This window comes from Acidovorax sp. A1169 (assembly GCF_030704685.1).
GTDB lineage: Bacteria > Pseudomonadota > Gammaproteobacteria > Burkholderiales > Burkholderiaceae_C > Acidovorax.
In genome coordinates, this window is sequence record NZ_JAUZDX010000001.1 from 560,748 (window position 1) to 583,862 (window position 23,115).

At 67.8% G+C, this 23,115-nt stretch carries 19 protein-coding genes, 1 tRNA gene and 1 pseudogene; 5 read left to right on the forward strand and 16 right to left on the reverse strand.

All coding sequences use genetic code 11. The features are described 5' to 3' along the window. Nucleotides 1–95: 95 nt before the first annotated feature. From QYL93_RS02530 to QYL93_RS02540, 3 genes and pseudogenes are all read right to left on the reverse strand, one after another. Entirely contained in the window at nt 96–578 is a 483-nt protein-coding gene (locus tag QYL93_RS02530) for a hypothetical protein (protein WP_305742168.1), read from the reverse strand. 33 nt (nt 579–611) lie between these two features. Further along, nucleotides 612–687: transfer RNA gene (locus QYL93_RS02535), tRNA-Lys, on the reverse strand. An 85-nt stretch (nt 688–772) separates the two neighbouring features. Further along, nucleotides 773–1,669 (reverse strand): annotated as a pseudogene (locus QYL93_RS02540) (NAD(P)-dependent oxidoreductase); the annotation flags it as partial. Nucleotides 1,670–1,795: 126 nt separating this feature from the next. On the opposite strand from QYL93_RS02540, the gene QYL93_RS02545 reads away from it, so the two are divergent. Continuing rightward, on the forward strand, nt 1,796–2,692 hold the full coding sequence (locus QYL93_RS02545; RefSeq protein ID WP_305742169.1) for an alpha/beta hydrolase: 897 nt from the start codon (nt 1,796–1,798) through the stop codon (nt 2,690–2,692). Between the two features lie 134 nt (nt 2,693–2,826). Here the strand turns inward: QYL93_RS02545 and QYL93_RS02550 are convergent, their stop codons facing one another. Beyond that, nucleotides 2,827–3,804: a GMP reductase gene (locus QYL93_RS02550; protein WP_305742170.1), complete on the reverse strand. Its 978-nt coding sequence runs from the start codon at nt 3,802–3,804 to the stop codon at nt 2,827–2,829. A gap of 226 nt (nt 3,805–4,030) precedes the next feature. After that, nucleotides 4,031–4,747, reverse strand: a complete 717-nt coding sequence (locus tag QYL93_RS02555; protein ID WP_305742171.1) for a hypothetical protein — start codon at nt 4,745–4,747, stop codon at nt 4,031–4,033. Nucleotides 4,748–4,778: 31 nt separating this feature from the next. Between QYL93_RS02555 and QYL93_RS02560 the strand changes: the two genes are divergently transcribed. Then, the gene (locus tag QYL93_RS02560; RefSeq protein WP_305742172.1) at nt 4,779–7,232 is read left to right on the forward strand and encodes a UvrD-helicase domain-containing protein; all 2,454 of its coding nucleotides are present in this window, start codon (nt 4,779–4,781) and stop codon (nt 7,230–7,232) included. 145 nt (nt 7,233–7,377) lie between these two features. Further along, complete coding sequence (locus QYL93_RS02565) at nt 7,378–7,530, forward strand: hypothetical protein (protein WP_305742173.1); 153 nt, start codon at nt 7,378–7,380, stop codon at nt 7,528–7,530. 10 nt (nt 7,531–7,540) lie between these two features. Here the strand turns inward: QYL93_RS02565 and QYL93_RS02570 are convergent, their stop codons facing one another. The 5 genes from QYL93_RS02570 to QYL93_RS02590 all read right to left on the reverse strand — a co-directional run bounded on the left by QYL93_RS02570 (nt 7,541) and on the right by QYL93_RS02590 (nt 12,581). Then, nucleotides 7,541–8,515: a tripartite tricarboxylate transporter substrate binding protein gene (locus QYL93_RS02570; RefSeq protein ID WP_305742174.1), complete on the reverse strand. Its 975-nt coding sequence runs from the start codon at nt 8,513–8,515 to the stop codon at nt 7,541–7,543. A 211-nt stretch (nt 8,516–8,726) separates the two neighbouring features. After that, a complete protein-coding gene (locus QYL93_RS02575; RefSeq protein WP_305742175.1) occupies nt 8,727–9,680 on the reverse strand; it encodes a tripartite tricarboxylate transporter substrate binding protein in 954 nt (317 codons plus the stop codon). Next, entirely contained in the window at nt 9,677–10,483 is an 807-nt protein-coding gene (locus QYL93_RS02580) for a citryl-CoA lyase (RefSeq protein ID WP_305742176.1), read from the reverse strand. The genes QYL93_RS02575 and QYL93_RS02580 overlap by 4 nt, the downstream gene beginning before the upstream one ends. 10 nt (nt 10,484–10,493) lie before the next feature. Next, nucleotides 10,494–11,387, reverse strand: a complete 894-nt coding sequence (locus QYL93_RS02585) for a dioxygenase (RefSeq protein ID WP_305742177.1) — start codon at nt 11,385–11,387, stop codon at nt 10,494–10,496. Nucleotides 11,388–11,429: 42 nt separating this feature from the next. After that, nucleotides 11,430–12,581, reverse strand: coding sequence for a CaiB/BaiF CoA-transferase family protein (locus QYL93_RS02590; RefSeq protein WP_305742178.1), 1,152 nt, complete (start codon nt 12,579–12,581; stop codon nt 11,430–11,432). A 153-nt stretch (nt 12,582–12,734) separates the two neighbouring features. Here QYL93_RS02590 and QYL93_RS02595 point away from each other — a divergent pair, with 153 nt between their 5' ends. Further along, the gene (locus QYL93_RS02595) at nt 12,735–13,655 is read left to right on the forward strand and encodes a LysR substrate-binding domain-containing protein (protein WP_305742179.1); all 921 of its coding nucleotides are present in this window, start codon (nt 12,735–12,737) and stop codon (nt 13,653–13,655) included. Nucleotides 13,656–13,676: 21 nt separating this feature from the next. Here the strand turns inward: QYL93_RS02595 and QYL93_RS02600 are convergent, their stop codons facing one another. Genes QYL93_RS02600 through QYL93_RS02615 form a run of 4 tightly spaced genes read right to left on the reverse strand, consistent with a single transcriptional unit; the run spans nt 13,677 to nt 18,593 of the window. Then, nucleotides 13,677–14,789, reverse strand: coding sequence for a DUF1513 domain-containing protein (locus tag QYL93_RS02600; RefSeq protein ID WP_305742180.1), 1,113 nt, complete (start codon nt 14,787–14,789; stop codon nt 13,677–13,679). 10 nt (nt 14,790–14,799) lie between these two features. After that, nucleotides 14,800–15,897, reverse strand: a complete 1,098-nt coding sequence (locus QYL93_RS02605; protein ID WP_305742181.1) for an imelysin family protein — start codon at nt 15,895–15,897, stop codon at nt 14,800–14,802. After that, a complete protein-coding gene (locus QYL93_RS02610) occupies nt 15,894–17,360 on the reverse strand; it encodes a di-heme oxidoredictase family protein (RefSeq protein ID WP_305742182.1) in 1,467 nt (488 codons plus the stop codon). The genes QYL93_RS02605 and QYL93_RS02610 overlap by 4 nt, the downstream gene beginning before the upstream one ends. A 30-nt stretch (nt 17,361–17,390) precedes the next feature. After that, the gene (locus QYL93_RS02615; RefSeq protein WP_305742183.1) at nt 17,391–18,593 is read right to left on the reverse strand and encodes an imelysin family protein; all 1,203 of its coding nucleotides are present in this window, start codon (nt 18,591–18,593) and stop codon (nt 17,391–17,393) included. Between the two features lie 368 nt (nt 18,594–18,961). Here QYL93_RS02615 and QYL93_RS02620 point away from each other — a divergent pair, with 368 nt between their 5' ends. Then, nucleotides 18,962–21,160 (forward strand): PhoX family phosphatase, encoded by a 2,199-nt coding sequence (locus QYL93_RS02620; RefSeq protein ID WP_305742184.1) that lies wholly within the window; start codon nt 18,962–18,964, stop codon nt 21,158–21,160. A 254-nt stretch (nt 21,161–21,414) separates the two neighbouring features. Here the strand turns inward: QYL93_RS02620 and QYL93_RS02625 are convergent, their stop codons facing one another. Together QYL93_RS02625 and QYL93_RS02630 are read right to left on the reverse strand one after the other, a co-directional pair. Next, nucleotides 21,415–22,260, reverse strand: a complete 846-nt coding sequence (locus tag QYL93_RS02625; protein ID WP_305742185.1) for an iron dicitrate transport regulator FecR — start codon at nt 22,258–22,260, stop codon at nt 21,415–21,417. Continuing rightward, nucleotides 22,217–23,056 carry a BPSS1780 family membrane protein gene (locus tag QYL93_RS02630; protein WP_305742186.1) on the reverse strand — a complete coding sequence of 280 codons (840 nt, stop codon included), beginning with the start codon at nt 23,054–23,056 and terminating at the stop codon, nt 22,217–22,219. The genes QYL93_RS02625 and QYL93_RS02630 overlap by 44 nt, the downstream gene beginning before the upstream one ends. Nucleotides 23,057–23,115: the final 59 nt, after the last annotated feature.

Here is a 23,115-nt window from a genome sequence, read left to right on the forward strand (position 1 = left end):
TGCGCGCTCGCGCGAGGCCAAGTACGCTGAGCGCTGCGCTCAGGCGAGGCGCCTGAAGCAGTGGTGCAGCCAGGGGCTGTGCCCTGTGGTGGAGATCAGCCCTTTTTGCCTGCGCGCGGCGGCGGTGCGCCGCCGGCCTTCGCGGGGGCGACGGGTGCCACCACCGCTACGGGCTTCTGCTTGGGCTTCTTCGATTCCTTGTTGCCGCGTTTCTGTTCTTTTCCTGCCATGAAAGGCTCCTTCGCTTGGAACACGCCCCGTGGGTTGGCGGGCGCAATGGTCTCAGCCACCCGCAGCGTTGCCGGGGTGGGGCGTTCGGGCCTCCGCCAGCAACCCTCTGCAAAGGAAGGCGCAAGCAGGTACCCGGAGGAAGGGAAAAGGTCTGCAGAACGCAGGCGTCCAGCGGCGGGACGTGATTTGAGCGGCAGTTCTTCGACAGCAGCAGATGGTGGCGAATGTGGCGATTGCAAGGTGCCGGCGCGGGCCGGCCATGGCGGGGGCCACGATGCGGGAGCGACACGCTGCAGGGCCCGTATCGCCTCGGGCAGAAACAAAAAAGCCGGCGCCATGTTGTTCATGGCGTCGGCTTCATGTGCCTTGCGGCTTAGATTTGGTGGGTCCTGAGTGACTCGAACACTCGACCTACGGATTAAGAGTCCGCTGCTCTACCAACTGAGCTAAGAACCCAAATCTTTTAGTGATCTGCCTGCATTGCTGCAGAGCCTCGAATTATGCACTAGTTTTTGGCCGGCTTGCAAGTAGGGCCCAAAAATTATTGCATCGCGTTGCGGCTGGCGAGTTCCACGAACAGCGCACTGTGGTCCAGTTCGCCCAGGCCGTGTTCCACGCCTTCGGCGTAAAGCGCCTCGAAAAGCGCGGTTACGGGCGCGTCGAAGCCGATCTCGCCAGCCGTGGCCAGGGCGTTGCGCATGTCCTTGAGTTGCACCGTCATGCGGCCCTGGGGCGCAAAGTTGCGTTCCACCATGCGCTGGCCATGCAGTTGTAGGATGCGGCTGTCGGCAAAGCCGCCGCTGATGGCCTCGCGCACCTTGGCCATGTCGGCCCCGCCCTTGGCGGCGAACAGCAGCGCTTCGGCCACGGCGCCGATGGTGATGCCCACGATCATCTGGTTGGCCAGCTTGGCGAGCTGGCCCGCGCCGTGCGGCCCCACATGCGTGGCGCGCCCGAAGGCCGCAAAGATCGGCAGGGCACGGGCATAGTCCTCGGGCCGGCCACCGGCCATGATGGCCAGGGTGCCGCTTTCGGCGCCCACGGTGCCGCCGGAGACCGGCGCATCCAGGTGGGCGATGCCCATCTCGCCCAGGCGGGCCGCGTGGTCGCGCGCTTCGCGCGGCTGGATGGAGGCCATGTCGATGAACAGCGCGTCACGGCGCAGGGCCTGCGCCGCGCCGCGCTCGAACAGCACCTGGCCCACCACGGGCCCGTTGGCGAGCAGGCTGATCACCACGTCCGCACCGGCCACGGCAGTGCGCACATCGGAGTGGACGGTGATGCCGAAGGCGGCGAGCGGGTCGGCCGCCTCGCGCGTGCGGTTCCAGGCATGGACCTCGTGGCCGGCGGCGCGCAGCCGGCGCGCCATGGGCGCGCCCATCATGCCGATGCCCAGGACGGCGGCGCGCAGGGGAGGGGTTTTGTTGTTCATGCTGTCTGTCTCCTGGTGTGCTTGTCTCTGGCGCCATCATCGGCGGTTTTTGCGCTGCCAGCCTGTCATCGGGCTTGCAGTCCGCGCCACTTGCCGGGATGATGTAACGAGGACGACGAGGAGAACAACCCCATGGCCCTGGATACCAAAACACCGCACGACCCCGCCTGGCTCGAGCTGATGTACAACAACCGGGCCCTGGTGCCCGAGCACGTGAACTATTTCGCCCGCTGGGCGAAGGAGTCGGCCCAGGTGCGGGCCGACCACCCCTGCGTGGCCGACCTGGCCTATGGCAAGGGCGCGCGCGAGACCCTGGATGTCTTTCCCACCACCCAGCTGCCGCCCGGATCGGGCAAGGGGGCGCCGGTGCTGGTCTTCATCCACGGCGGTTACTGGCGCGCACTCGACAAGTCGGACCACTCCTTCATCGCGCCGGCGTTCAACCGTGAAGGTGTCTGCGTGGTGGTGGTCAATTATTCGCTGTGCCCAGGCACCCCGGAGGCACCGGTCGGCATTCCCCAGATCATGCGGCAGATGGAAAAGGCCATCGCCTGGATCTGGCAGAACATTGGGCGCTATGGCGGCGACCCGCACCGCATCACGGTGGCCGGGCATTCGGCGGGGGGACAACTGGCAGCGATGCTGCTCACCAGCGTCTGGCCCCTGATCGGCAACCTGCCCGATGGCGCGGTGCGCAGCGCCCTGTCCATCTCGGGCCTGCACGACCTCGATCCGCTGATGCACACGCCCTTCCTGCAGGAGACACTCAAGCTCACCGAGCAGCAGGTGCTGCAGTACAGCCCGGCACGCCTGCAGGCACCCGGCCAGGGCATGCTGTACTGCGCCGTGGGCGGCGATGAGAGCCCGGAGTTCATCCGCCAGGCGCGGCTGGTGCAGGACGCCTGGGGCTCGCACGCCGTGCCGCGCTGCCAGGTGCAGGAAGGCCTGAACCACTTCAGCATCGTCGATGCGCTGGCCAGGCCCGGGCACGATGTGCACCACATGGCCCTGATCCTGCTGAGGGCCTAGACGGCCGCAATACAGCCACGAACGCGACAACCGGCGCAATCAAGGCCAGTGCCGCCGTGCAAGGGCCGCCCCGCCGCAGGGGCGGCGTCCCCCTCCGGGGGAAGGCGCGAAGCGACTCAGGGGGGCTTCCGTGTTTACATCAGCAGGTGCTCGCCTGCGTTGTCGCCGCCCAGGATCACGTAGTTCACCTTGCGGATGTCCATGAGCTTCTTGCCTCCGGCGTAACTGATGGAGCTTTGCACGTCCTGCTCCATCTCGATCAGGGTACCCGCCAGCTTGCCCTTGATGGGCTCGAGGATGCGCTTGCCTTCGACATGCTTGTACTCGCCCTTGTTGAAGTCGCTGGCCGAGCCGTAGTACTCCTTGAACAGGGCACCATCGACCTCCACGGTGTTGCCGGGCGATTCTTCGTGCCCCGCGAACAGAGAGCCGATCATGACCATGCTGGCGCCAAAGCGGATGCTCTTGGCGATGTCGCCATGGCTGCGGATGCCGCCGTCGGCAATGATGGGCTTGGTGGCGACGCGGGCGCACCACTTGAGCGCCGACAGTTGCCAGCCGCCCGTGCCGAAGCCGGTCTTGAGCTTGGTGATGCAGACCTTGCCCGGCCCTACGCCCACCTTGGTGGCGTCGGCACCCCAGTTCTCCAGGTCGATCACCGCCTCGGGCGTGGCCACGTTGCCAGCGATCACGAAGGCCGCAGGCAGTTTGGACTTGAGGTAGCCGATCATGTTCTTCACGCTGTCGGCATGGCCGTGCGCGATGTCGATGGTCACGTACTCGGGCGTGATGCCTGCGGCCGCCAACTGGTCCACCGTGTCGTAGTCGGGCTGCTTCACGCCCAGCGAGATCGAGGCATAGCAGCCCTTGGCATGCATATCCTTGACGAACTGCAGGTTGTCCAGATCGAAGCGGTGCATGACGTAGAAATAGCCGTTCTGCGCCATCCAGGTGCAGATGGTTTCGTCCACCACCGTCTTCATGTTGGCCGGTACGACCGGCAGGCGGAAGGTGCGCCCGCCCAGCTCCACGCCGGCATCGCATTCCGAGCGGCTTTCCACCCGGCACTTGCGCGGCAGCAAGAGAACGTTGTCGTAGTCGAAGATTTCCATGATTTCCAAGCTCCATAAGAGGACGCAGCAGAAGGATTTCCGCTGCGGTGGGCGCTTGGCTTGGAGACCGGTCATGCGATTGCCACCGTGGTGGTGGCAACGAACCCTGCTGTGCGCAGGCACAAAAAAACCGGGCTGCAAGAAACTTGGGCCCGGTGATTGATTCTACCCGCGCCAACCGGTGCGGGTATATCCCTACTGTTATCTCTCCAATAGAGAACGGGTTCTATGGCGTGCAGCGCGACTGCGCAGCGTCGATGATGCGGCCGTCCTGGTCCTGCACCCAGCCTACCAGGCGCAGGCGGTCGGTCTTGGCGCCTTCGGGGATGTAGATGGGGCGTGAGTCACGCCAGCCCGAGCGCTCGCCCTTGGACAGCGTCTGCGGGTTGTCCAGTGAGCGCTGGTACACGTTACGCACCAGGTGGCGGGCCACCGGCGATCCTTCGGCCCCCGCAGGGATGGACTCCACCAGCAGCAGGTAGAAACCGCCCGCATCGGGCCGTGCCGCAGGGGGCGCACCGCGCGTGGGCACCGGAGAGAAGGCGATGGAGGCACCCAGGTAGTCGTTGAAGGCTGGCCCGTGTGACACGCGCAGCCGGCTGCCCTTCACGCCCTGGACGGGCGCGGTGTTCACGTCCGTGGCCGTGGGCGCCGTGCGGCCCAGGGCGGCCAGCCGCGCCAGGGCATCGCGCGTGGCGGCGGCCGACAGCGGCGCGTCGTCACCCTGGGTGCCGGGCACGATCCAGTCCAGCACCAGGGTGCCGGGCGCTTTGGGAGCGGGCGTGGCCTTGTCGGCCCAGCAGCTGTCGCAGTCGGCGCTCACGAAGCGCTCGAACAGCGCGACCGGGCGGGGTACGCCGTCACTGCTGCAGCTCGACTGGGCTGCGAGGTGGGGGGCATGCAGGGCCAGCAGCATGGCTGCGGCAAGGGCAATGTTTTTCATGGCGGGCGTTGGCGCTTTCTACAATGCCCCCATGTTCCCACAAGACCTGTTTCCGGGTGCACCGGATCCCCTGGTGCCCCCCACGCCCGCTGCACCATCGGCTGTACCGCCCCTGCTGGCCAATCTCAACCCCGAGCAGCTCGCCGCCGTCACCCTGCCGGCGGGGCATGCGCTCATCCTGGCCGGTGCCGGCTCGGGCAAGACCCGGGTGCTCACCACGCGCATTGCCTGGCTGCTGCAGAACGGCTATGCCACGCCCAGCGGCATCCTGGCCGTGACCTTCACCAACAAGGCGGCCAAGGAAATGGTGGCCCGCCTGTCGGCCATGCTGCCGGTGAACGTGCGCGGCATGTGGATAGGCACTTTCCACGGCCTGTGCAACCGGCTGCTGCGCGCGCACCACAAGCCCGCCGGCCTGCCGCAGTCCTTCCAGATCCTGGACACGCAGGACCAGCTCTCGGCCGTCAAGCGCCTGTGCAAGCAGCACAACGTGGACGACGAGCGCTTTCCGCCCAAGCAGCTCGCCTACTTCATCTCCGGCTGCAAGGAGGAGGGCCTGCGCCCGGGAGACGTGCAGGCCAACGACAGCGACACGCGCAAGAAGATCGAGGTCTACCAGCTCTATGAAGAGCAGTGCCAGCGCGAGGGCGTGGTGGATTTTGGCGAGCTGATGCTGCGCAGCTACGAGCTGCTGCGCGACAACGACCCGATCCGCGAGCACTACCAGCGCCGCTTCGCGCACATCCTGGTGGACGAGTTCCAGGACACCAACAAGCTGCAGTACGCCTGGCTCAAGCAACTGGCCGGCAACGACAGCGGTGGGCGCTTCGAGGCGCGCGGCAGCGTGATCGCCGTGGGCGACGACGACCAGAGCATCTACGCCTTTCGCGGGGCGCGCGTGGGCAACATGGCCGACTTCGTGCGCGAGTTCGATGTGCAGCAACAGATCAAGCTCGAGCAGAACTACCGCAGCTACAGCAACATCCTCGACTCGGCCAACGCCCTGATCAGCCACAACAGCCGCCGCCTGGGCAAGAACCTGCGCACCACGCAGGGCCCCGGCGAGCCGGTGCGCGTGTACGAGGCCACCACCGACCTGGCCGAAGCGCAGTGGATGGTGGACGAGATCCGGCAACTGGTGAAGAGCGACAGCTTCGAGCGCAAGGAGATCGCCGTGCTCTACCGCAGCAATGCGCAGAGCCGGGTGATCGAATCGGCGCTGTTCAATGCCAGCGTGCCCTACCGCGTGTACGGCGGCCTGCGCTTTTTCGAGCGCGCGGAAATCAAGCACGCGCTGGCCTACCTGCGCCTGTTGGAGAACCCGCACGACGACACGAGTTTTCTGCGCGTGGTCAACTTCCCGCCGCGCGGCATTGGCGCGCGCAGCATCGAGGTGCTGCAGGACGCGGCGCGCGCCGCCGGCTGCTCGCTGCACGACGGCGTGAGTGCCGTGCCTGGCAAGGCCGGGGCCAACCTGTCGGCCTTCGTCGCCATGATTGATGTACTGCGCGAGCAGACCGAGGGCATGAACCTGCGCAAGATCATCGAGCAGATGCTGCAGTCCTCGGGCCTGGTGGAGCATTTCCGCGCCGAGAAGGAAGGCGCCGACCGCATCGAGAACCTGGAGGAACTGGTCAACGCGGCCGAGAGCTTCGTCACGCAGGAGGGCTTTGGCCGCGACGCCGTGGCCCTGCCGGTGGATGAATTGCGCAACGACCGCCTCGGCCAGAGCCCGGCCAGCCAGGGCCTGGATCCCGATGCGCCGGTGGTGGACGAGCCCCTGCCCGCCGTGGCCGGCATCGTGGACATCGACACCGGCGAAACGCTGTCGCCCTTGGCCGCTTTCCTGACCCATGCGGCGCTCGAAGCCGGCGACAACCAGGCCCAGGCCGGGCAGGACGCAGTGCAGCTGATGACCGTGCATGCCAGCAAGGGCCTGGAGTTCGATGGCGTCTTCATCGGCGGCATGGAGGAGGGCCTGTTTCCGCACGAGAACTCGGCCAGCGAGCGCGAGGGCCTGGAGGAGGAGCGCCGCCTGATGTACGTGGCCATCACCCGCGCGCGTAAGCGCCTGTACCTGAGCCATTCGCAGACGCGCATGCTGCACGGCCAGACGCGCTACAACATCAAGAGCCGCTTCTTCGACGAGCTGCCCGAGGCTGCGCTCAAATGGATCACGCCCAAGCAGCAGGGCTTTGGCACCTATGCGCCCAACGCAGGCAGCAACCCATTCGGCCAGCGCGACCGGAGCAGCTTTGGCATGGGCCGCACGGAGCAGTTCGCCAGCCCCCCGGTGCCCGTGCAAAAGGCTGCGCCATCGCATGGTCTGCGCGTGGGCCTGGCGGTGTTCCACACCAAGTTCGGCGAGGGCAAGGTGCTGGCGCTGGAGGGCACGGGTGATGACGCGCGGGCCCAGGTGAGCTTTCCGCGCCACGGCACCAAGTGGCTGGCGTTGTCAGTGGCCAAGTTGACCATCGTCGATTGAAGAGACTGGGGCCTTGCGGGCCCGCTGTTGGCGCCCTTCTCTTACAGACAGCGCGGGCGTTGGCCTGAACAATGGGTTTCCCAACTGCCTGCGCCCGCGCCGTCCGGCGCAGGCCCTGCGTTCCGACGGCCAGGAGGACCCGCCCATGCTCCGCCATCCATCATCCCCCCTGTCCCGAGCCGCTCTGGCTGGCGCCTGTGTGCTGGCGCTGGCCCTGTCCGGCTGCGACCGGGTGCCCAAGCCCAAGGCCCAGGAGGCGCCAGTACCCGCCGCTCCCGTCCCCGCGCCATCCCAATAGCACCAGTGAATCAGTCCACCTTGATGTTGCGCGCCTTCACCACGCGGCTGTAGATCTCCGCGTCGCGGCGCACCATGGCGGCCATCTCGGTGCGTGTCACGCCCAGGGGCTCGCTGTGCAACTCCCTGATGCGGCGCGACAGGTCGGCGTCCTTGCTCGCCTCCACCAGCAGCGCGTTGAAGCGCGTCAAGATGGGCTGCGGCGTGGCCGCCGGTGCCCAGATGCCGTGCCAGGACATCATGGAGAAGCCGGGCATCACCTCCGACAGCGTGGGCACGTCGGGCAGGGCGGGGTGGCGCGTGGGGCCCGAGTAGGCGAGTGCCTGCACCTTGCCGCTGCTGATGAGCTGGTAGCCGGTGGCAATGGGCTCCATCAGCGTGTCCACCTGGCCGCCCACCAGGTCGGCGATGGGGCTGGCGCGGTAGGGCACGTGCAGCATGTCGATGCCGACCTCGTCCTTGAGCGACTCCACGATCAGCTGCGAGGGGCTGCCCGCGCCGTACGAGGCGTGCGAGTAGGTACCCGGTTTGGCCTTGGCGGCGGCCACCAGGTCCTTGACGGTCTTGGCCGGGAACTTGTTGGTGGCGATCAGCACCAGGCCCTGGCGCATGGTGGTGGCCACGGGCACCAGGTCCTTGTCGGGGTCGAAGGGCAGCTTGCTGTAGATGAAGGGGTTGATCGTGAACGCCGTGGACAGGTTGTACACAAAGGTGTAGCCGTCCGCAGGCGACTTGGCCACTGCGTCCGAAGCCAGGTTGCCGGCCGTGCCAGGCCGGTTGTCGATCACCACCGGCACGCCGAGCTTCTTGCCCGCGTAGTCGCCGTACATGCGGGCGAAGATGTCGGGCGGCGTGCCGGGCGCAAAGCCCACCACGATCTTGATGGGCTTGTTCGGCCATTCGGCCCCCTGGGCCAGGGCCTTGCCGGCCAGCAGCGCACCGGCGGCCAGCACCAGCATCGTCTTCATCACCATTGTTCTGCGCATTCTTGTCTCCTGTTACGGGTTCATGCCCGCTTGTGTGGTCTGTTCGCTTCGCTCGTTTGCCGCGCAACGCCGCCATGGCGTGCACCGCACCGTGTGGGTCTGTCCGTCAATCGATGGCATCACTCCTTTCGTGCCGGGCATGGCTGCGCCAGAGCCGCCGATTCCGGTGGGCGGGCTGTGGGAGGGGCCATGCGTGGCCTGTGGGTCGCTATCAGTCCACCTGGGCACCGGAGCGCCGCACCGCTTCGCCCCACTTGGCGACCTCGGCCGTGCCGAAGGTGGCCATCTCCGCGGCATTCATCGCGGCAGACTCGATGCCCTGCGCGGCGAGCTTCTCGCGCACCTCGGGCTGGGCCAGCACGGTCTGCGTGGCATCGCGCAAGGCGTCGCGCTGCGCGGCCGGCATCGAGGCGGGCGCATACAGCATGAACCACGCGACCAGGTCGAAATCGGGCACCCCCTGCTCGGCCAGTGTGGGCACGTCGGGCGCGGCCGTGCTGCGCCTGGCGCTCGACGCGCCCAGGGCGCGCAGCTTGCCCGCGCGGATGTGTGGCAGCACGGCGGCCGGGTGGTAGAACATGAACTGCACGTTGCCGCCCATCAGCTCGGTGAGCGCCTGCGCGCCATCGCGGTAGGGCACGTGCACGAAGTCCTTCCCCAGGCGGATGTTCAGCGTCTCGCCCGCCAGGTGGCCCGAGGTGCCGTTGCCCGCCGAGGCAAAGCTCACCGATTTGCCGCTGGCCTGGCGCAGGTCGGCCACGCCCTTCCATGGCGCGCTGGCCGGCACCACGAGCAGGGTGGGTGTGGCGCCTGCAAAGCCCAGCGGCACGAAGTCGCGCAGCGGCTGGTAGGGCAGCTTCTTGTACAGCGTGGGGTTGATGGCATGCGTGCCCACGGTGCCCATGAGCAGGGTGTTGGCATCGGCGCCTGCACGGGCCACCATCTCGCTGCCGATGGTGCCACCCGCACCGGGTTTGTTCTCCACGATCACCGTCTGCCCGAGCTGGCGGCCCAGGGCCTCGGCCAGCACCCGGCCCACGATGTCGGTCGAGGTGCCGGCGGCAAAAGGCACCACCAGCTTGAGGGGGCGACCGCTGCCCTGGGCGCTGGCACCGGCTGCCAGCAGCGCCAGGGTGGTGGCGGCGAGGATCTGCCGGCGCTTCATGGCGCCTCCCCAAAGCCATCGGGCAGGCTGCCCTCGTACTGCAGCTCGCGCGTGGCCTGGTAGGACAAGGCAAAGCCGCTCGGCGTCTCTGCCTCTTCGGCCAGGTGGGCGATGAGGCCCGCTGTGCGCGCCAGGATGGGCACGCCGCGCAGCGACGCCACCGGAAAGCCCACACCCATCAGCACCGCCGGGATGGCGGCCGAGACGTTCAGGCGCAGCTCCTTGCCGACGATGCCGGGGATCACCTTCTCCAGCGCCTGGGCGATCTGCACGTAGCGCAGGTCGGCGCCGGCCTCGGTCGCCACGGCGATGAGCCGGCCCACGCGCGGGTCGACCTCCTTGTGCAGCGGGTGGCCGTAGCCCGGAATGGAGCGGCGTGCGGCCTTGAGCTCGGTGACCACGGCCGTGGCCGCATCGTCGAGCGTGGCGCCGGCATCCATCCGCGCCGCCACGTCGGCGAACATGCGGCCCGCCGTTTCCGATGCGCCCAGGATCACCGAGCCGCAGCCCAGGATGCCGGCGGCCACCGCACCCTGCAAAGCATCCGGCGCTGCGGCGAAGGTCATGCGGCTGGCCTGCACGCTGGGCACCAGGCCGTGCTCGGCGATCGCCACCAGGGTGGCGTTGAGCACCGCGCTGCAGGCTGCATCGGGCCGGCGGCCGGTGAGCAGCAAAAAGAAGTAGTCGGCGAACGAGATGTGGCCGATCAGGTCCTGGCACAGGTCCTCGCCGCGCACGACGATGGTGTGCTCGTTGGAGGTGCAGATGGCGGTGCGCGGGACGGTGGATTTTCCGATTTTCATGGAGCGGCCTTCAGGCGTGTTGCGGTTCGAGACGGAAGTCGTAGTGCGCCGACCACCAGGGCGCGGCCTGCGCGCTGCCGTCGGGCGCCTGGCCGGCGGGGTGCTGCTCGAAATCGACGACCAGGCTGGGGCGCACGCCGAACACCGCGTCCGACTCGATGTAGGGGCTGCCCGCCACGAAGAGGTGGGTGGTGACCGGTGCATGCGCTGGCGCCGAGACCATCATGTGGATGTGGCCAGGCCGGTTGGGGTGGCGGCCCATGCCGTCGAGCATGCGGCCCACGGGCCCATCCACCGGCACGGGGTAGAAACTCGGGCGGATGGACCAGAACCAGTAGCGGCCCTGGTCGTCGGTGCGGACGCGGGCGCGCGCGGCCATGCCCGAGCCCTCCACCTGCATGTCGTACACGCCCTCGCCATCGCCCGACCAGATGTCGAGCAGTGCGCCCGCCAGGGGCTGCCCATGCGTGTCGGTCACGCGGCCACTGTAGAAGGTAGGTTCGCCCTTGACGCCCTCGGACAGGTTGGCGCCCAGCGGCAGCTCGGGTGCGCCCTCCCAGTAGTAGGGGCCCTGCACCGTGGCCTCGGTGGCTTCGGTCATGCGCTGGCTACCCTTGGCGTGGGCGGTGGCGCGCAACTGGTCGAGCATCACCACCATCATCGAGGCGCCCAGCGTGTCCGACAGCAGGATGAACTCCTGGCGCTGGCCGGTGCAGGCCTTGCCCACGGCGGTGAGGAACTCGATGCCCTGCATCCATTCCTCGGGCTTCAGGTCCACCTCGCGGATGAAGGCATGCAGGTGCGTGACCAGCGATTCCATGATCTGCGCGAAGCGCGGGTCGCTGGCACCCTCCAGGCGCTGCAGCACGGCCTGGGTCAGCTCGTTTTCATTCGATGGGGTCATGGGTTCTTGTCTCCTTGTCTTTTCTTGGGGTCGGCTGGCGGGTCAGAGCGCCTGCCCGAGCCGCTGGCGTATCGGCCCGACGATGGCCGCGTTGTCGGCCCCCAGCGTGGGCGGCGCGGTGACTTCCAATGCGCGCTCGCCGTCGAAGCTCACCGGCGAGCGGATGGTGCGCCACTGGCCGCCCTCGGGGTGGGGGGCGCTCACTTCGAGTTGCAGGTGGCGGGCCTGGGGGTCTTCCATGGCCTCGCGGGTGTCGTACATGGGGGCATGGGGCACATCCTGGGTTTCGAGCCGGGCACACCAGGTGGCGCGCGTCTGTTCGCGGAACAGGCCGCCGAGCAGGTCAATCAAGTCCTCCTGGTGGGCAATGCGCGCCTCGCGCGTGGCAAAGCGCAGGTCGTCGAACAGGCGCGGGCGCTCGATGGCGTTGGCCAGCCCTTGCCAGAACTTCTCGGGCGAGGACATGTGCAGCGCGATCCACAGGCCGTCGGCGCATTCGAGCACGTAGGACTGCGAGACGCTGGGCCGGCTGTAGGGGCCCATGACTTCGTCCTCGGAAAAGTAGTGCGTGAACGCATCGAGGTTGAAGTGGCACATGGCCTCGAGCATGGACACCTCGACCTTGCGGCCCACGCCCGTGCGGCCGCGCTCGACGATGGCACCCAGCACGCCGTAGGCGGCATAGAAGCCGGTCATCGCATCGGCCAGCGCCGGGCCCACCACGCGCGGGTTGGCAGGGTTCACCAGCAGCTTGAGAAAGGCGCTGGCGGCCTGGGCCACGGTGTCGTAGGCCGGGCGGCCCGCGGCCGGGCCGGTCTGGCCGAAACCGCTGATCGCGCAGTACACCAGGCGCGGGTTCAGGCCGCGCAGCCGGGCCTCGCCCGCGCCCAGCCGGTCGGCTGCGCCGGGGCGAAAGTTCTGGATGTACACGTCCGCATCCTTGACCAGCTCATCGAACACGGCTGCGTCCTCGGGCAGCTTGGGGTTGAGCGTGATGCTGCGCTTGTTGCGGTTGTAGGTCTGGAAGTGCGGGCTGTACAGGCCGCCGCGGAACGCGCGGAACGGATCGCCCGCACCGGGCTGCTCGATCTTGATGACCTCGGCCCCCAGGTCGGCCAGGAACATGCCTGCCGCCGGGCCCGTGATGAATGTGCCTTGTTCCAGCACCTTGATACCGCTGAGGACTTTGTGCACCTCGTTGTCTCCTGTTCTGGGTCTTGGGCCGCCCGCTCTTCAATGCCGGCCTTGTGGGTTGGAGGCGACTGTAGGCGGCGCACCGAATTCCTGGAAATGATTGTTTTTCATCGTTACCATTGATGGCATCGATCAACTACCGGTGGCACCGCCATGGAACTGAGGCACCTGCGCTACTTCATCGCCCTGGCCGGCTCGCTCAACTTCACGCGCGCGGCCGAGCGGCTGCATGTCACGCAATCGACGCTGTCGCACCAGATCAAGCAGCTCGAACAGGAGATCGGTGCGGCGCTGTTCGACCGCGCGGGCAAGCGCGTGGCGCTGACCGGGGCGGGCGACGAGTTTCTGCACTACTGCACCAAGGCCCTGCACGAGATCGACCTGGGCCTGGGCGCCCTGCGCCAGAACGGCTCGGAGGTGGCGGGCGAGCTGCACATCGGCTCCACGCACACCTTCAACCTGGGCTTCATCCCGGGCTGCATCGCCGCCTTCCACGAGCGCCACCCGCGCGTGAAGGTGGTGGTCGAAGAACTGTCGGCCGACCACATCGCCGCGCGCCTGCAGCAGGGCACGCTGGACCTGGGCATCGCCTACCGGCCGGCAGTGCCGGGGCCGCTGCAGTTCGAGCCGCTGTACAACGAAGAGATGGTGCTGGTGGTGGCCAAGGGCCATGCGCTCGCCCGGCGCAAGCGCGTGCGCATGGTCGAGCTGCACCGCATGCCCATGGTGCTGCTGCCCGTGAGCTTTGCGACGCGGCAGATGCTGGACGAGTGCTTTCGCTCCTGCGGCGCCGAGCCGCAGGTGGTGGCCGAGATCAACACGCTTGCGCCGATGATGGACCTGGTGGGCAAGACGCAGCTGGCGTCCATCGTTGCGGCCAATGTAGTGTCTCCGCATTCGGGGCTGGTGGTGGTGCGGCTCGAAAGCCCCACGCCCGTGCGCACCCCGGGCATGCTGTGGTCGCCCATGGCGCGTGAATCGGCACCCACGCGCGCGTTCTCGGCCATCGTGCGCAAGCTGGCGCTGCGCAGCAGCCTCAAGGACGTGGCCCAGCGCGCAGGCCGGGCGTCTTGAAATGCCAACCCCTGGCGGGTGTCAGGCGAACCTTACCCAGTGGTTGTCCATGCGCGCGCCCGTGAGCTCCTTGGCGTGCGCATGCGTTAGCGGGGTCGGAGAGCGTGCGTCTTCCAGGGAATGCGAGACACCGGCGGCCCACAGCCGGCCGCTGCCCACCGCCAGTGCGCACACTTCCTCCAGGCCCACCAGGCCGCGCCACTGCCCATCGGGCGTGAAGGTGGCCACGCCCTGGCTGCGCGGGCAGCTCACGGCCCAGCCCTCGGCGGTGCTGGCGATGCTGCCGCCGTAGCCGGCCATCGACTGGCCGGCGGGGCACAGGCGCAAGGCCTTGCCGTCGAACAGCGCGAGGATGGGTGCGGCCGCCTTGTCGGCCGCCTCGCCATGCTCGGCCTGCAGGGCGATGCCCAGCACCGTGCGCTCGGCATTCCAGGCCAGGTGGCGCAGGCTCAGGCGTGCATCGGGCAGGCGCCACTGGCCCTGCAGTTCGCCGCTGTCGCCATGCAGCCGCACGATGCTCGAATCCATGGTGTGCAGGTCGCGCTTGGTGCGGCCCGTCTCGGGGGCCGTGGGCACGCCGCCGTTGGCCACGATCAGCGCCGGTGGGCCGCCCTTGGCCGTGGGCGCCCAGATCAGCTCGTGCGCATCGATGCCCTGCGTGGCCCACTCGTCCACGGTTTCCAGGCTGCGCGCGTCGCGCCGGGCGACCAGGCTGGCGCCCGTGTCCACGTCGGTCTCGGTGGTGTAGAGATAACGGCCTTCGGCGCTACCGATCACATGGCCGTTGAAGGAGCGCATCGCATCCACCCAGTGCCATTGCGCCTTGCCGGCGGGCTGGCCCGGATGCCAGCGCACCAGCCAGTCACCGGGGCGGCGCGCGCTGGCGACCATGCTGCCATCGGGCAACTGGCTGAGGCCGTGGGCGCGTGTGGGTACCTCCAGCACGTGGCGTACGCGCAGCGGCGAAGGGCCCCCGGCCTGGGCCGCCAGCACGCCAATGCGGTAGCTGCCATTGGCCTGCTGCCAGGCAGCCAGCAGTTGCATGGCTGCCGCAGCGGCGGGGGCTGCGTGGGTTGCCAGCGGCATCGCCGCCAGACCGCCCATCAGCCACAGGGCCTGGCGGCGGCTCAGCATGGCGTTCACCTCAATCCCCATCGGCGTCCGAAAAGCCGATGCTCACCTGCAGCGCGGGCGCGATTTCGGCCTCTGCCAGGCGCTTGAGTGCCGCGAGTTCCCTGGACGCCTGCAGCACCCGCTCGCCGCCGGCCTTTCCGGTGGCGCCGGACTGGTCGAGGGCCTGCAGCGCCTTGTCCACGCGCTGCGTGGTGGCCAGCAACTGGTCGGCCAGCGGGTTCAGGCCGCGGCCGCGCAGGTAGGTTTCCAGCGGTACCAGGGCCTCGCCGGGCATGGGGGTCGGGGCACTTTCGGGCAGCACGGCCAGGGTGCGCAGGGCATTCCACTCGGCCATCCAGGCGGCAGAGGCCTGGCCGCTGGCGGCGCGGGGGTACTCGGGCGTGCGCGTGCCCTGCGCTGCACGCAGCGGCTTTTCCATGTGCGCCCAGCGCAGGCGCTCGATGCCGCCCACCCACTGGTTGATGAACTCGCCCATGGCTGCGGTGGAGCGCTCCTGCTCGTCCTCGGCCGCCCAGTCGGTGCCGGCAGCGGTGTCGAAAGCACTGGCCACGGCCACGGCCTCGCGCTCGATGTCCAGCGCCACCTCCACCGCATAGCTGCAGGCGGCCGACCCAGGGGCCACGGGCTGCGTCCACAGAAGCCATTCCAGCGCCGGCAGTCCCTTGGCGGGCGTGCCTATGCGCTCGAAGGCCTGGGCACCCTGGGGCTGGGTCTTGATGGCGCGCTCGATCAGTGCCGGGCGCGTGGGCGCAAAGTCCATCTGCCGCTGGGTGCGGCGCGCGATCACCGGGCCCACGGCCACGGCGCCCAGCGTCTCCCAGGCCATCGTGCTGCGCTGCCAGGCGCTGCGGGCACCGGTGAGGGCGCTGGCCGACTGGCCGGCCGGGGCCTCGCACAGCGCACGCACGGCCGGTGCCAGCGCCTGTGTGGCCGTGGCCAGCTCCTGCGCGCGCGGCTTGCCCCAGTGGCCGTACAGGCTTTGCAGCGCGTGCGTGGTGTCGTAGAAGGGCACGGCGTTGCGCTTCCAGCCGGTCTGGGCCTGGGCTGGCAGCAGCAGCGCGCCCAGGGCCAGGGCGGCGGCTGCCGCGCGAAGGGAGGGGTGTTTCATAGCGACTCCACGAACTTGACCAGCGCATCGCGCTCGGCCTTGTTCATCTTCAGTACCTGGTCCTTGGCGGCTTCGGCCTCGCCACCGTGCCACAGCACGGCCTCAAGCACGCCGCGGGCGCGGCCATCGTGCAGCAGCCGGGTATGGCCGTTCACGTCCTTGATCAGGCCCGTGCCCCACAGCGGCGGGGTCTTCCACTGCCGGCCATTGGCGGCGAAGTCGGGCCGGTTGTCGGCCAGGCGTTCGCCCATGTCGTGCAGCAGCATGTCGGTATAGGGCCAGATGCGCTGGCCCGACAGGGCCTTGCTCGTCAGGTGCGGGAAGGGGCCTTCCTTGGTGACGTAGCTCGGCCGGTGGCAGGTGGCGCACTGGGCATTGGCGAACAGCGCCTGGCCGCGCAGCACCTGCGCGTCCTTGGGGTTGCGGCGTGCGGGTGGCGCCAGCGTGGCCTGGTAGAACACCACGTCGTCGAAGGTCTTGTCGTCGATCTCCACGCCCGGCTGGCCCTGCGCCGCGGCGCTCTTGCCGCTCGGTGCGGCCAGGCAGTCCTTTTGCGTGGGGGTGCAGGTCTCGTTGGCAAAGTGCTTCGAGGTGATGCCCATGTCGCCCTGGAAGGCGCCGCCGGTCTGGTGCGCGACGGTCGCAACGTTGCCCTTCCAGCCGAAGCGGCCCAGCATCATCTGGCCCGAGGGCGCATCCCACACCCGGTTGGGCACGCCCTTGATCGGGCCGCCTGCTGCGGCCTGGTCGGCCGCGTTGGCCAGGATGTCGGCCTCGGCAATGGCTTCGAGCAGGCCCACGCCGATGATCTGGGGCGCAATGCGCGGGCTGGCCATGATCTCGGGGTGCATGGGGCCGTAGCCCAGGTCGGCAAAGCCGTAGCTCGGGTCGAGCAACTCATAGCGCGTGCCGTCGGCGAATTTACCCTTGATGGTCTTGTAGCGCAGGGTCACGCGGCCCTCGGGCTTGACGCCCTGGACGCCCGCGTTGTTGAACTGGTCGCCGTACACCGGGTCGTGCTTGGGCCCGCCATGCGCGTCCGCGCCGGGAATGGACAGGCGGATCAGCAGCGCCACCGTGGGGTCCTTGGTGTCGCCCAGGCGGTTGAAGATGGCCGGCGGCTCGCCCCGGCCGTCCTGCACGTGGCAGCCGCCGCACGAGCGCGCGATGAAGTGCGGCCCCAGGCCGTCGCGCGCCTTGGTGGAGGCCGGTGCCTCGACCCAGTTGCGGCGAAAGAACGAATTGCCGATCACGAAGCGCGTGCGCTCTGCGTCATCGAGGTTGGCGGCCGGGAAGGAAAAGGCATTGCGGCCCGTGGCGAACACCGTGGTGTTGCCGCCGACCTTCTCGCCGAGCGGGTCGGCGGGGGTGTCGGCCATGAGGCCGCCCAAGGCCGCAAGGCCGATGCTGGCAACCGCCAGGCGCGTGGCGCGCCGGCGGTAAGGGGCTTGCAAAAGGGACATGGAACGAAAGGAAAGCGCAGGCGGGGAGCCTCAGGGTTGGACCAGCGTGAGCTTGGTGATGCCGATGGCGTTGGCGGCTTCCACAAGATCCTTGCTTTGCTGGGTCAGGCTGTCGATGGTCTTCTGGATGCGCTGGCGGCCCGGTGCATCCTTGCCGCCGATGATCTCACGGTCGAAAGGTGCCTGGATGGCCTCGGCCGCCGCCACCGAGGCGGCGATCTGCTGGGTGGTCTTGTCGGCCAGGGCCGGGTTCTTGGCGGCGACCAGGTCGCGCAGCGATGCGCCCTTGACCGTGCTGGCATCGGCGCGCTTGTATTCGCCCAGCCAGACGTTCTGGATGCCCCTGGCATTCGTCACGGCGTCGCGGTGCGTGTTGTCCGAGAAGCACGAGTGCTCGTCCTCCTGGTCCTGGCTGTTCAGCGCCACTTCCAGGCGCTCGCCCGCCAGTTCGCCGCGCGACAGCGAGCCCAGGCCCACCAGCATCTTGCGCACCGACTCCATGTTGCCCTTGGCGAACTTTGCGCGGTAGTTGGCCTTGGCATCGGGTGCCCAGGACTTCACGAGGAAGCCCAGGTCGTCGACCAGCAGTTCGGTCACCACCGTGAGGTACTGGCGGCGGCGGTCGGCATTGGGCTTCTTGCCGTCCACGAAGTCCTCGAAATTGCGGTTGCCGGGGCCGGTTTCGGACAGGTCCTGGCCCCACAGCAGGAACTCTATGGCGTGCCAGCCGGTGGCGATGTTCTCCTCGCCGCCGCGCTCGTTCTGCGCCGCCAGCGCCTTCTTGGTGATGGCGATCTTGCGGTTGTTTACGAGGCCGGCCTTGGGCTTGCCTTCGACGCTGTCCACGTACGATTCGTCCATGGGCCAGGCGTTGATCTGGCCTTCGGGGCCCTTGTCGTCGTCGATGGGGCCGCCGTAGAAGCGAAAGGCCTCCGTCTGGCCGTAGAACTCGCGCGCGGCCAGCCAGGTCTTGCGGGCCTCGGCCAGGCTCTCAGCCGACGGCTGGGCCGTGAAGGCCTTGATCGCCGCCTGCATGGCTTTGGCGCCAGCCAGCGTGTCTTCGTAGTTGGCATGCACCAGCGTGGCGTACTGCGCTGCCACCGAGGCGGCTGACACCGCCTGCTGGGCCTGGCCGGACGTGCCCTGTGCCTGTGCCACCCCCATGAAGCCCAGGGGGCTGGCGGCGATCAGGGCCGCAGCCAGGGTGGTGGTGTGCAGTAGCGTGGTTTTCATGCGCTTTTTCTCCAGAAACAAACGACGACGATGACGGGGCGGCTGGCCGCCGCAGGCAATGGCCTGCAGCGCAGACAACGGGTGGGAATCTGGGCGCCCCGGATGGGGGCAGGGGCACGGCAAACAGACGGCCCTGGTTCGGCTACCAGTTCCTTGTCCAACTGCCCCAGATGCTTGGCGGGAGGATTATATAAATAAGATTGATTTGCATTACTTTGAAGCCTGATGGGACAGAGGGAGATGCGCGTGGCCTTGGCGATCTCGATGCGGTTTGCGCAGGTCATGAATATGCCTTCAGACCGTCACGGTAGTGTCATTTGTGCTTCGTACGCTGCACGGGTTTCCCCACAGACAAACCAAGGACTGTCATGACACAACGTGCAGACGCGCCACAGGCGGCCGTCGATTTCAACAACGAAGACTCCAATACTTCCGCCAACCCCACCTTTGAGGCAGTGCTCAGCGCACGCCTGAGCCGCCGCGGCATGCTGCGTGGCAGCGTGGGCACCGTGGGTGCCACGGTGCTGGGCAGCTTTGGTGTGACGGCTTGTGGTGGCAGTGATGATGAGCCCGCCAAGCTGGGCTTTGGCGCTGTGTCCAAGAGCCTGGCCGACGTGGTCAGCGTTCCCGCAGGCTACACCGCCAGCGTGCTGTATGCCCTGGGCGACCCTATCCTCGCCGGTGCCTCTGCATATAAGAACGATGGAACCGACACCGATTTCGACAAGCGCGGCGGCGATCACCACGACGGCATGGAATGGTTTGGCCTGAGCGCTGACGGCAAGCGCTCGGACAACTCCACCGATCGCGGCCTGCTGGCGATCAACCACGAAGCCACGACGGACGAGCGGCTGTCCTCGTACTTCATCCACGCCAATGGGGGCACGTCCACCCTGCCGCGCCCTGCGTCCGAAGTGGACAAGGAAGTGGCCCTGCACGGTATCGCCGTGATTGAAGTGGCGCGCATGGCCGGCAAGTGGGCATATTCGACCAATTCGGCACTCAACTTCCGCCTGACGCCATTGAGCGCGATGGAAATCTCCGGCCCTGCCCGTGGCAGCGCCGATCTGGTCACCAAGTACTCGCCGACCGGAACCTTGACCCGTGGCACGTTGAACAACTGCGGCACGGGAAAAACCCCTTGGGGCACCTTCCTGACCGGTGAGGAGAACTGGTTTGGCTACTTCACGCGCGGTGCTGCCGACGATGCCGCACGCAGTAGTGACAAGAGCGTTGCATCCCTCAACCGTTATGGCCGCACGCAAGGCGCTGCGTCGCGCCATGGCTGGGAAACGGGTGGCTCGGCCGACCAGTACCAGCGCTGGAACAACAGCAAGACCGGCAGCTCCGCCAATGGCAGCGACGACTATCGCAATGAGATGAATGGCATGGGCTACATCGTCGAGATCGACGCCTATGACAAGTCCCGCATGGCCAAGAAGCGCACCGGCCTTGGCCGTTTCGCGCACGAGAGCGCTGCGTTCGGCCAGGTGACGGCAGGCCAGCCGCTGACGGTTTATATGGGTGACGACTCGCGTGGGGAGTACATCTACAAGTTCGTGTCCACCGCGCTGTGGAATGCGGCCGATGCCAACGCCGCTGACCGTCTGGCCGTGGGCGACAAGTACCTGGACAGCGGCAAGCTGTACGTGGCCAAGTTCAACAGCGATGGCACGGGCCAGTGGGTTGAACTGACGGTGGCCAACAGCGCCATTGCCAACTACTCCGCCTTCCGTTTCACCAACGCTGCAGAAATCGCCGTCCATACCCGCCTGGCCGCCGATGCCGTGGGTGCGACCAAGATGGACCGCCCCGAGTGGAATGCCGTGAACCCCGTCAACGGTGAAATCTACTTCACGCTGACCAACAACAGCAACCGCCGCCTCGAACCCTCGGGCAGCTCGCAGATGGGCCTGGACGCAGCCAACCCCCGCGCCTACACCGACATGAAGGGCACGACGCGACAAGACGGCAACTCGCATGGCCACGTGGTGCGCATGAAGGACGGTACGTCTGGCTTCTCGTGGGACGTCTACCTGTTTGGCGCCGAAGCCGGTGCGGACAAAGCGACCGTCAACCTGTCGTCGCTCACTGACGACCAGGACTTCTCCAGCCCCGACGGCCTGGCTTTCAGCAAGTCCACCGGCATCTGCTGGATCCAGACCGACGACGGTGCCTACACGGACGTGACCAACTGCATGATGCTGGCGGCAGTGCCAGGCCAGGTGGGCGATGGCGGCAAGAAGACCCTGGCCTACACCAAGGCCGACGGCAGCAAGGTGGATGTGTCCACCTATGTGGGCAAGACGCCCACCCCCGAGACGCTCAAGCGCTTCCTCGTGGGCCCCAAGGGCTGCGAGATCACGGGCCTGGCTGAAACCCCGGATGGCAAGACCATCTTCGTGAACATCCAGCACCCCGGTGAGTCGACCGGCATGGCCAATGTCGCGGATCCGACCAAGTACCAGAGCCAGTGGCCTTCCAATGCCGGCTATGGCGCCGGTAAGCGCCCCCGCTCGGCCACCATCGTGATCACCAAGAACGACGGCGGCGTGATCGGCAGCTGAAGCGCTTCAGCGCAAGACGGGAAGGGGTCGCGAAACCCCTTTCCTGCAGCCGCCTGGCTGTCTCCGTAAGGGGACACCAGGCGGCTTTCTTTCTCCAGGAGCTTCTGGGCAGTGGCGTGTTCCTGGGCCCAGGATCGGGCAGGCAGCGCGCGTCATAGGCCGGGCGGCCAAGCCTTCGATGACTGTGCCACCATGTCCGCCCAGAAGGACTCCGGTATTGGCGTGGGTCGCTGCAGCGCAGCGGCCACAAGGCATCAGTAGTCGGAGCCGTAGGGTGAGGCAGGGCGCGCACGCGACATGGGCGGGCGTGCCGGGGCTGGCACGGGCACGGCTGGGGCGGGCGATGCGGGATTGCTGCCGGCAGGTGCTGCGGGGTAGGTGATCTGCCCGGTGCCATCCTTGCTGCCCTTGTGCCCGGCGATTTGCCAGGCCGTGCGCTGGTCCACGAGGCGGGCCAGGAACTCCAGTTCCTCGTCCGTGTGGTTGATGGCGCCGGCCGGCGTCAGCATGCGGCCGTTGCGCGGCGCCACCTCGGCCCAGAAGGCCTGGTGGTAGGACGCCTGGCTGACGACGGATTCGCCCCCGGCCGCAATGTCCACCGTGCCGTAGCAGTTGCAGAAATAGCTGCGAAAGTCCTGTTCGGGGAACACCTCGGCATACACCCCCGTGCCGCGGATTCCGGCCGTGGCCGTGGGCATGACCACCTGGCGCTCGCTGCCGCGTCCCCAGACGCTGGCCACCGCGCCCGTCAGCAGGCGCAGTACCTTCACGGTCATAGGGGTATCGCCCTCGAGCGCAATGCGGGTGTTCTGGCGCACCATGAAGGCGTCCTTGCCGACGGTGAAGACCACGGTGGAGCCCGGCCCGGTCTCGATCCGGTCACCGGGGGCGATGCCTTCGCCTGCCGCCAGTGCCTGGCCGTTGCGGCGTACATCGCCGCGCATTTCCACCACGTTGCGGCCCTGCTGTGCGTGCGCCACTGTGAACCCGCCAGCGGCCGTCCAGGCAGCGGCCGCCTGCAGCAGGCTGCGCCTTTGGTACCAGACGACTTCGTCCTCAGTGCGGCCCTGGAGTTGGTGTGGGTGCTGGCTGTTCGTCATGGGATTCCTCCGGCGAGGGTTTGGCGGGCGGTTCGAAGCAGTCGCGGAACGTGAACACGATGGAGGTGAAGAACATCGCCGCCAGCATCATGGCCGTGCCGACCATGATGCCACTGGCAGCTGTGCCCAGCCCGGCCAGGGCAATGAGGCCCGACGCAAGGGCCACCACCACGCCAGCCATGAGGAAGATGCCCATCCAGCCCAGACCGAAGACGAAGAAGGCGCCGAAGTTGCGCACACAGGCCACCAGGCTGAAGAACAGGGCCTTCACGGGCGGCACTCCATGCCAATGCACCAGCCCGGGTGCATGCCAGAAGGTCAGCGACAATGGCAGGTACAGCAGCATCGACAGCCACATGGCGCCCTGGAACGATGCGCTTTCGGCCACCTCGCGCTTGAGCGGCGTGCCGCCCAGGTAGACGCTGGCGAACTGGCCGCCGTCGATCAGCGCCGACAAGCCCATGATGGACAGGAAGCCCACGGCGTAAAGGGCGCCCAGCACCAGCATGTCGCGCAGGCGCTGCTGGCCGGTGCGAAAGGCCACCAGCAGCACGGCGGGCGTCGGAAAGCGCCCCATGGTGGTTTCGGCCGCTGCCACCATCATGGCCAGCGTGGCCGAGGGCAGCAGGGCCAGCGCAATCGCCGGGCCCACCAGCGGGACCAGGCTGGCCAGCGACATGGCGGCCATGGTCATGAAGAACAACGCCGCCAGTGCCATGGGTTGGCGCCAGAACGACCGGATGCCAAGCTTGACCCAGGCGATGCCGGTGCGGGCGGGGACGATGTTGAGTTTCATGGGAACGGAGGGCGGCTCAGGAAAGCGGCCCGTGCGGTCGGGCCTGGCGAATGGGCGGG